The 10,670-nt window shown below is 37.0% G+C and carries 2 protein-coding genes; both read right to left on the reverse strand.

Going from position 1 to position 10,670, the window contains the following annotated elements; translation table 11 throughout:
- Positions 1–14 precede the first annotated feature (14 nt).
- A complete protein-coding gene (locus ACZ9AO_RS10660; protein ID WP_476109032.1) occupies positions 15–2,918 on the reverse strand; it encodes a non-ribosomal peptide synthetase in 2,904 nt (967 codons plus the stop codon).
- Positions 2,915–10,594: an amino acid adenylation domain-containing protein gene (locus ACZ9AO_RS10665; protein ID WP_476109033.1), complete on the reverse strand. Its 7,680-nt coding sequence runs from the start codon at positions 10,592–10,594 to the stop codon at positions 2,915–2,917. The genes ACZ9AO_RS10660 and ACZ9AO_RS10665 overlap by 4 nt, the downstream gene beginning before the upstream one ends.
- Positions 10,595–10,670 lie beyond the last annotated feature (76 nt).

A 10,670-nucleotide genomic window follows, 5' to 3' on the forward strand; every position in this document is an offset into this window, starting at 1 on the left:
TCTCTTATGATCAATTATTTCAACATGTACTTCATAAAGCTTTCAACATACCTTGAATCGATTTCCGGCATTTTCATTGATAGTAGTTCCATTTCCTTCTTGGTTTTTGATTGCAGGATTTCCGACTCTTTTAATTTTGTTGATTCATCTATTAACTGGGACAAAGCACTTAATGAATGAATCTCGTTAGATTGTGTTTTTTCTTTTAAAGATTGTAACCACTCTTCCAAATCCATATTGGAGTAAGGTATTTCATTCTTTTCGAAGAACGAGGTCACGAATTCACTTGAAACTCTCTGATCATTGAACATATGATAGATCCCAAGCTTCTGATTCTCTTTCAATCTTGATATTTTGTAAATAAACTCACTTACAAAATCGACTGGCATCAATTCAAAATGAATTTCCTCTTTAAATGGCAATATCCTTTGTTCAATAAATGATTCAAAAACCTTGTACAACATATCCTTCTCGTTCCAAACCCCGTTTGAATTAGATGAAATCCTGCCTAATCGGAAAATATCGATTGTCAGTCCGAGTTCCCTTGCTTGAAGAAGCAATTTCTCGGCAACCCATTTGGACTGGCTGTATCCGATCATTAAATCGGGGGAATAAACCAATTCGTCTTCCTCGTCCCATTTCCTTTCTCCGGTCAAGACAGAAAGCGTTGATGCATAATAAATGTTTTTCCGATTGTATGATGAAGCAAACTTAATGACTTCCACTACACCATCCACATTCGATATTTTTGATTTGCTATACGGCTCGAAGAAATTCGTTTCAGCACCGACATGATACACATGAGAAACATCATTGCTTAATTTCTCATATGTCACATCATCCAGACCGAATTGATGTTTACTAAGATCCCCTTCTATTACAACGATTCGACTTACGAATTCATCCTGCCAAAGACCATATTTCATTAAAGTATCTTTCAATCTATTTCTTGAAGGAAATCTAACCAAACAATAGATTTTGACATCTTCCAATTCCAGTAATAATTTGTTTAATAGATGTGCTCCCAAAAAACCTGTTCCACCTGTAATCATCATATTTTTTTCAATTTGAACTGATTTAGCGGATATCTCCCTTATTTTCTCCATCAATTCTCGATCGAGCATGGAATCCTTCTCCATCACTGCTTCCATGCTGCCAGATGAATCGACTTCAAGTGCCTCAACAAATTTATTCACTGTATTATTTTCCAATAAGATTTGTAAAGTGGCGTCAGGAAGTACAGTTTCCTTCATTACATAGACCAGTTTGGTAGCTAAAATGGAATGGCCTCCATGTTCAAAGAAGTTGTCGTCCAATCCTAGACTTTGATTTCCCAATACATTTCTCCAAATCTCCAATACTTCTTTTTTCTTATCAGTTTCTTGATGGGCTAAGGAATCTTTATTTTGCACGATCTCCATTTCCAATAATTTCTCTTTATCGACTTTGCCGTTGGCATTAAGCGGGAAATCATCCACTCTGACAAAAAAGTGGGGAATCATATATTTCGGCAATTCATTGTTCAGATAATCTTTAATATCCTTTTCAGCGTTTTCCGCTTTTTCATCTTCATGTTTGTAATAAGCGATCACATAATTATCATCATTGATGTTTTTAACAGCAACTGCTGAACTTTCAACCTTCATGTATTTATCAAGCTTGTCTTGAATTTCATTCAGTTCAATTCTAAAACCGCGAATTTTCACTTGACTGTCTTTTCGACCTTTATACAGGATCTCACCATCTTGTAACCGGATGCCATGATCACCTGTTTTATACCACTTCATCTGATTCAAATCATCCATGATCAAAGCTTGTTCCGTTAATTGCGGCTGATTTAAATAGCCTCTCATGACCCCTTGACCGCAAATGTAGATTTCGCCTATTTCCCCATCTGCTACCTCGACTAGTCCTTCAGATAGAATCTTGATTTCTACATTGCTCAATGGTTTTCCAATGGGAATAACATCTGCATCTTTGTCTTCGACCTCATGACAAATGGCAAAAGTCGTGCATTCAGTTGGTCCATACCCATTAATCAAGGAGAAGTGACCGATTGTTTGCTTCAATCTTCTCACATGGGAAACCGAGATTTTATCTCCGCCAACCACAATTTTCTTTAATCCTTCAAAAATCTTAGGATCCTCATCTACCATTGCATTGAAAAGACCTGTCGTAAAAAAAGCTACATCCACCTTTCCAATGGATATCGCTTCTTTCCAATCATCAAAAGAAGTGAACTCATTCGGCATCAAGAATAAAGTCGCTCCATTCAATAAAGCTCCCCATATCTCAAAGGTTGCGGCGTCAAAACATGGGTTGGAAAATTGAGCCACTCTATTATTTTCGTTTATTTCAAGTATTTCAGAGTTCAATACTAAATTGACTACACTTTTATGCTCTATCATTACACCTTTTGGCTTTCCGGTCGTACCTGATGTATAGATAACATAGGCGAGACCATTCTCCGAGGAACGGTTAACGGGAATATGCCCGTCCCTGCTTAGTTCATTCATCTCAAATGGAATTGGTTCAATATCCAATTCCATTAGCTTCCCTCCTTGACCATTAAACGATAAGAAGAACTTCATATCCGTATCTGCAAGCATATATTCCAATCTTTTTAATGGGTACTTTTCGTCGATTGGAACATAGCAACAGCCTGACTTTATTATGGCAAGCATCCCTATGATCAGTTCCATGGACCGTTTGCTCGGAATACCGATCATTGTTTCTTCTTGAATCCCCAGATCTATGATCCTTTTGGCAAGATTATCTGAAAGTATGTCTAATTCTTTATAAGTAATTTGACGTTCATTTTCGCAAAGTGCCGCTTTTGATTGATTATCTTCCACGATTTTTTTAAAAGCTTCAGTTATTGACATCAATTTATTCATCGTCATCGATTTACTTATCATCGGGCCCCAACTTTCAAGTGATTTATTAATTTTCCAATAGATGGCAGTGTTTCATTTTCTGTTAGTTTTAAGAATATTTCCTGCATGGAATCCATAAAACGTAAAATTTCATTTTCGGAGAATTTACTGTCTTTATAAATGATCTTATAATGCAGCTTGGATTGCACTACAGCCGCAGAGAACGTAAGATCAAAATTGGTCGATTCACTTCCGACTGAATTTTCGATCATGATTCGCGAATCCTCTGCCAGTTCTGTGCTCGGATAATTTTCGAATACAAATATATGTTGGAACAATTCCTTATCCCACGGAATTTCAGCGTATCGCTTTATATCCGTAAGTGAACTGAACTCATACTCTCTCATTTGTAATTGCTTGTTTTGAATCGCAGTAAGATAGGATTGCAAATCATCATCCCAATCGATTTTCAACGAGAATGGCAGAGTATTGATCAATAAGCCTACAGCTGTTTCAATATGCGGAATGCTGAGGTTCCTTCCTGAGCTCGTCACCCCATAGCATACTGAGTCGCTCTCACTGAGGCACGATAGAACGATGTTCCAAACTCCTTGAACAACGGTATTAATCGTCTTTCTATGCCGCTTGGATAATTCTATTAATTTTTCGGTAAGCTCTTCAGGTAGGCTATATTCAATAACTTTATCCGATGTAAAAGCTTCCTTATCCGTTTTCTTACCTACTAGGGCTTTTACTTGTTCGAAATCCCTCAATTCTTTATTCCAAAAAGCTGCTTCATCCTGTTTATTAATATTCCTGACATGATTCATGACTTGTTTATAGGCAATCTTATGTTCATCACTGTCTTTTACCATATTGGATGGGTTTCGATAATTATCCAAAAAATGATTAATGACGATTTGCAAGCTCCAGCCATCCATTAAAGCATGATGATGTGTCCATATGAATTTATAGCGATGATTCGATAGCTGGATCAAGGTGATGTTCATGAGCGGACCATTCTCTAAATCCATTTGTCTGTTTTTGCTATGCTCTAAAAGATTTTTTATCTTGGATGCCGATTCGTCTTCACTAAACATCGTTAGATCCACATGATTAAACACATAATAAATGTCATTAAGGATGATTTGGTAACGGTCGCCCAATTGATTGCGCCTGAAAACGGATCTAAGAACGTCGTATTTTCTACAGGTTTCATTCCAGGCTTCTTCCAATTCGTCCAAGTCCAGATCACCTATTAAATCAATGGATAGCTGTGAAATATATTCAGGACTTTGAGTTACTTCACTATGGAATAACATCCCTTCTTGAAGTGATGTCACTGGGTAAATTTCTTCAATGTTATTAAACTTATTAATGAAATGGGTGATCGTACTTCCATCGACTATCTTCTCAGCTTGAAAATCCGTTTCGACAATGGAGTCATTCAAATCTGCGCTTCCACTTAAAATATTGTTTAAGTGTACTTCAACTTCTTTACATATCATTTGGTAGTTTTCATTATTGCTATCGCCAATAATATTCAGCATGAGTCTATTGTTTACGATGCTGGCGACAAAATTGAGCTTATATGGAAATGTATAGTTCAAATCGATATTACTGCTATTGGTTTGTTCCATATCACCAGTGTTATTAAATTGACCTAGATAGTTGTAACTCACAAGGCTGTCTGGATAGTTATGATTCCGAGCGGAAATATACTTTAGGATTCCAAAGTCAAACCCTTTGTTTGGCACACTTCTTACTCTGTTTTTTGTATTTCTCAAGGTTGAGCCCAAAGACGGCATTCCTTTAATCCTTACTGGATAAATGGAGGTGAACCACCCTACTGTCCTTGATAAATCAATATCATCTTCAATATCCTCTCTGCCATGACCTTCTAATTCGAGCCAAAATTCATCAATTCCTATTTTATTGGAAACTGCATGGGCAATAACGGATAATAAAACCTCATCAATCGTCGTTTTATGTTTTCTTAAAGTGTTTTTAATGAGGTTTTGTGTTTGGTCCTCATCCATTTGTATTTTGTACATGTTTTCAAAATCACATGTTTCTCCTAAGCTATCCGTCAGCGGGGAAACTGGTATATTCATTTCTTTTTCCCAATATTGAACGACATCTTCCGGTAGGTCAGTGTTCTGATATTCGTTCAGTTTCTCGGACCATTGTTTATAAGAAGTCGTTTTTAAAGGCAGTGATGGTTCTTGTCCATTCTTTATCTGTTGATAGCATCTTTCGAAATGATCAAGAAGTATCCTCCACGAAACACCATCAACCACAAGGTGATGAATCACCCAAAAAATCCTTACGTCCTTTTGATCCCTGAATAGAAGGAACTTCATCATGGGGCCATTGTGTATATTTAAACTTTGTTGGGCGTTTTCTTCCAGCTCCTTAATTACTTTCAGAGTATTTTCATCTGTAAAACTGGAAACTTGATACTCATGAAAACCGCATGCCGTATCAGCATTTGAAATATTGCCAATATATGAATCACCATGTTTTTCAAATAATGTCCTTAATATGTCGTGGTGATCAATTAATTTCATGATGATTTGTTTATATTGTTCGGTCGCCAATGCATGATCCTTCATCAAAACGACTGACTGATTCCAATGATGGATATTGTCATGATTTTCATTAAAAAACCAAGATTGAATAGGCGTCAACGGTACATAACCTGATATTTTTTCTTGGACCACTTGTTTTTGTTCCAGCTCATTTACAACATTCCCTAGCTCACGGACCGTTTGGTATTCAAATAAATCTTTAGGCGTTATAAATAGATCTTTTTCTTTTGCAGCCGAGCATATTTGAATGCTGATGATTGAATCACCGCCACATTCAAAGAAGTTATCTTCCGGTCCTATAGCAGGATCGTTTAATACATCTCTCCATATTGTCAGAAGCTCTGTTTCAGTTTTGGACAGCTCTTGCACATCCAGCACTTTTTTCTTCCTCTCATCCAACTGTTCCGTCCATTTCGGCAGGGATTTCCGATCAACTTTTCCATTCGGCGTCAAAGGGAATTTATCCAGTTGCATAAAATGAGCAGGAATCATGAAAGCAGGCAGTGTTTCTTTCAGTCTTCTTCTGATTGAATCCACCGATACCTCATCATTCACCGTATAATAAGCAATTAGCCTCTTATTCTCAAATCCATCTTCCATTGCCGTTACATAACTATCTTTGATTTCTGCTAGTTTTCGTAATGAAACATTAACCTCCGATAGTTCAACACGGTATCCTCTTATTTTCACTTGGTCGTCCGCTCTGCCTATATAAACTAATTCCCCAGCTTTGTTATGCTTAACTAAATCCCCGGTTCTGTATATTTTTTCAGCAGGGTTGAATGGATTGGGTATGAATCTTTCATTTGTCAGGCTCTCATTATTCAGATATCCCCTCGCTAACCCAAATCCTCCGACATAAAGTTCACCAACCGCTCCTGCCGGCACTAGTTTCCGGTTTTCATCCAACACAAGTGCAACCGTGTTAGTCAGTGGCTTCCCAATTGAAACAACGAATTCATCTGTAGCATCCTCATTCGGGGGAAACATTTTAAAACTTGTACACACCGAATATTCAGTAGGCCCGTAGCCATTGAAAAACGATATATGCTTAAACTTTGAAACGAGCTCGACTGGACATTCAGAACCTGCAGATCCCAACACTTTAATCGTGCTCAATTCATTGATTGGCAGTTCCTTCAACACAGCAGGCGGTAAAATGATATGAGAAATTCCTTCACGCTTAATTTGTTCAACAAGTTTACTCATGTCAAATTGATTTTCTTTATCTACGCTTATATGCAGCTCGGCACCGAACAATAGTGTGCTGAAAATCTCTATGACGGAAGAATCAAAATTAAACGTAGCGAATTGCAGCACTTTAGCTGATGTATTTAAACACATCATTTTATTTTGGTTATAAACCAAGTTAATGATTCCTCTATGTTCCAACATGACTCCTTTTGGCCTGCCTGTCGTTCCAGAGGTATAAATGACATATGCTAAGTCTCGCTGATCCGCAATGTGAAGATTCTCTGTCATTAACAAATCCGATTCATTTTCAATATCTTCAAAATATATTATTTTGGATGGGTCAATCAAATCATTCTTTCCGAGTTCTTTGTGACTCAAGCAATAGGAAATGGACGAATCTTCAACCATGTAGCTTAATCGTTCATTAGGATAATGAGGATCCAATGGAACATACGCAGCACCTGCTTTAATTACTGCCAACATCCCTGTCACCATATCAATTGATCGATTCACATAAATTCCGATTCTTTCTTCTTTAGAAATCCCTTTGCTTAGTAAATAGTGTGAAAGCCGATTGCTCTTATCATTCAATTCGCGATATGTAATGGTTTTGGAACCATCAACAATGGCTATCTTATCAGGAAATCGCTCAACAACTTTATGGAAGGCTTGTGGGAGTGTGTCATTGATCCCCTCAAAGCGAATGGTTTCTCCCTGCCATTCTTCCAATAATAATTTCTCCTGCTGCTTACTCACGACGGATACCTTGTCAATGGATTGTTCAGGCTGATAAGTAATCTTCCTGATCCACTCCAGGAAATTTTCAGCTAATGATTGAATGGTTTGTTCATTGAAGATCCCTGAATTATACTCAAATGCGAATAATAGCTTATCTTCATATTCTTCTGCAGCTAAACTCAAATCGAATTTTGCTGCCTTTGATTTTATTACTTCAGGCGTTATCTTTATGTATTCACTTTCCAATGCAGCTTTGGCATTATTTTGTAAAATGAAGACGGTTTGAAATAAAGAAGTGCTTGCTAAATTTCTTTCAGGGTTAATGACTTCAACAATTTTCTCCAATGTCATTTGCTGATGATCATAGATATCGATGATATGGCCTGTATTTCTTTGAAGTATCTCTTCAAATGTTTCCTCATGTCCCAGCTTTAATCTAAAGGGCAGTGTATTGACAAAATAACCTATCGATTTTTCTGTCCCTTCAATCATTCTATTCGCCAAAGGACTTCCAACGATGATATCGTTCTGACCTGTATATTTTGCTAGGAAAGACTGGTACATCGTTAGCAGTGTCATGAATAATGTCGAGTTTTTTTCCAGGGACATCCGCTTTAAACCCTGGAGCTCTTCCCTCGTTAGTTCCACTATAAAACTACTGCCGTCGTTACGATTTTCTTTTGAACGTATCTTATCTAAAGGAAGCTCCAATTTAGGTAATTCCCCAGCTAAGTTTGTTTCCCAAAATAGCGATTCTTCTTTCATGTTATTTTCCAACCAGATTTTCTGCTCTAATGCAAAATCCTTATATTGTTTAAAGTCTTTTCCAAGGATAAGTTCCTTTTCATTCACTTCACTGTCATAAAACGATAACCATTCATCTAAAAATATACTCACTGACCATCCGTCAAAAACGAAATGGTGGAGATTCACAAATAAAACAAAATCCTTTTCACTCAATTTAACAAGTTTCACTGTCAGGAGAGGACCTTTTTCAATTTCAAAGATTTCCGATTGGACATCGTCTTCAATTTGTAGCATACGAGTCTTTTGCTGTTCGGGCTTTAACGCAGAGAGATCGATTTCATCTATTTTAATGTATAAATCTTCCCTGATTTCCTGATAGCCTTTACCAGCGTTTTCACGGACGGTGGTCCTCAAAATCTCATGTCTAGTAACGACATGATTTAAGGCTTTTTCCAGCATTGAAGTATCCACTGTTCCCGTAATTTTATATTTCTGAGGGATATTATAATTGGCTGTCTTACCGTTGAGTTTTTCGTTGAACCATAAAGCCTCTTGGTTACTGGATAAAACATGATTTTCTTGTTGCGCTTCTATGTGCTCCATGTCATGATCTGAAATTTCATTAATGATGAACTCCGTCAACGAATCGATTGTTGAATTTTGAAAAATATTTTTCAAAGTTAGAATTTGATTATATTCTTTGTTTAATTTCGTCAATAACTTCATGGCTAAAATCGAGTGTCCGCCCATTTCAAAAAAATCGGCATCTTTATCGATTTGACTTGTTGATAAGACTTCCAAAAATGTCTTTTCCACGAAAGATGAAACGACCTGCGTTTCATTTCCCGGAGGTGTACTCATTTCCGGAAAGATCTTATGATTTAGCATTTTCAATGTAGGATTTTCAAACAAATCAGCTAATTTCATATTCGCATCAAGTCTTTTATTTATTTTAGACACCATTTTCATGGCTGTTATCGAATGCCCGCCCAATTGAAAGAAATCACCATTAATATCGCTGTTCAAGAAAAATTCTTGCCAAATTTCTTTAAGTCCTTGATTAACGGATGTGGATGTGACCGAACGGGCATCCGTTGCTTGATCGTCTTTACTCACATTATTTTTTAGTTTTGAAAAATCAATATCCACATATATTTCATCAATTTGCTGAGCTTTAGTAATTTGATGGGCAACCTGCATGAAGGCTGATTGGATATCATATACTAGCGAACGCTGTAAGAAGCAGGTATTAAAATACAATTTGCATGTTATCGTTTCTTTATTATCCTGGGCTTGTAACGATAATGGAAAGCTATGTGACTCTTTTCCGCCCTCGACCTCCCAGTTAATGCTAAAGCCTTCATCTTTCGCTTCCGGGTAATTTTCATAAACAAATAAAGTTTGGAAAATCGGATCTTCCTTCTTTAATTTCGTATGCTTTTTGATATCCACTAAAGAAATTTGGGAGTAATCCAGCATATTGTTCAATGTTTCCTGGAATCGTTTCAGTAAATCGGTAACGCTGTCTGTATCGTTTATTTCAGCTATCATAGGAATCGTATTAATGAGCATCCCAACGATTTCTTCCGATTTGAATAAGTTATTCGACCTGCCAGAGCTAATGATTCCAAAGACGATTCGATTTTGATTGGACATTTCCTTTAGGACGATTGACCAAATTAACTGCAGCAATACATTAAGCGTTACATGGTTTTTAGCGGCAAACTCTCTTAAAAGCTTACTTTGTGTTTTATCCAGCTCCCAGAAGAGATCATTGTCCTGGTGGTTTTCCTTCACATGTTTCATGACGGGAAATGTGATCGTCGGCTGCTCAATATCCTTTGCAAGCTCTTTCCAAAAACGATTTAAATCTTCCGCATCTGTTTTATTCATATACCGGATAAAATCTCCATATTGCTTTGGCTTTTCAATAAGTCCTTTGGAGTCTTTTCCTACAATTCGGCTGTAAATAACAAAGAGTTCATCGATGACTATGCTGGTACTCCAGCCATCCAAAATTATATGGTGATGAGTCCAAATCAAGATAAACTGATTTTCTTCAATTTTCACTACCTGGAGTTTCATCAAATTGGAGTTATTCACTTCCATCTCCTGGGATGCGGAAGTCACTCTTTGAATTTCATTTAATTGTTCATGTTCACTCAACTCTGTCATATCGATCATTTCCGGTTGATAATCCATTGTATTGAAGACAACCTGAACATTATTTTCAATATTTTTAGAGATGACCTTCATTCTTAATGCCTCATGTCGTTCTACAACCTGACTCCACGCCTCGAACAATGCATTCACTTCAAGAGCGCCCGTTATCCTGATTCGCATTTGAGAAATGTAAAGGTTCTCTGCTGTATTGTTCATTTCCAGTTCATAAAGGATTCCTTCTTGAAGCGGAGTTAATGAGTAGATATTCTGAATAGATTTCTCCAATTTTGCGCCTCCCGATTCCATTATCTTCGTGTCATCCATACTCAGACCACAATCATTCTATTAAACCAGTAATCAC

Source organism: Peribacillus sp. TE19612 (genome assembly GCF_056279465.1).

Excerpts from the sequence above, each read along its gene's own strand:
- ACZ9AO_RS10660 (WP_476109032.1), bottom strand. The coding sequence starts at position 2,918 with ATGATAAGTAAATCGATGACGATGAATAAATTGATGTCAATAACTGAA.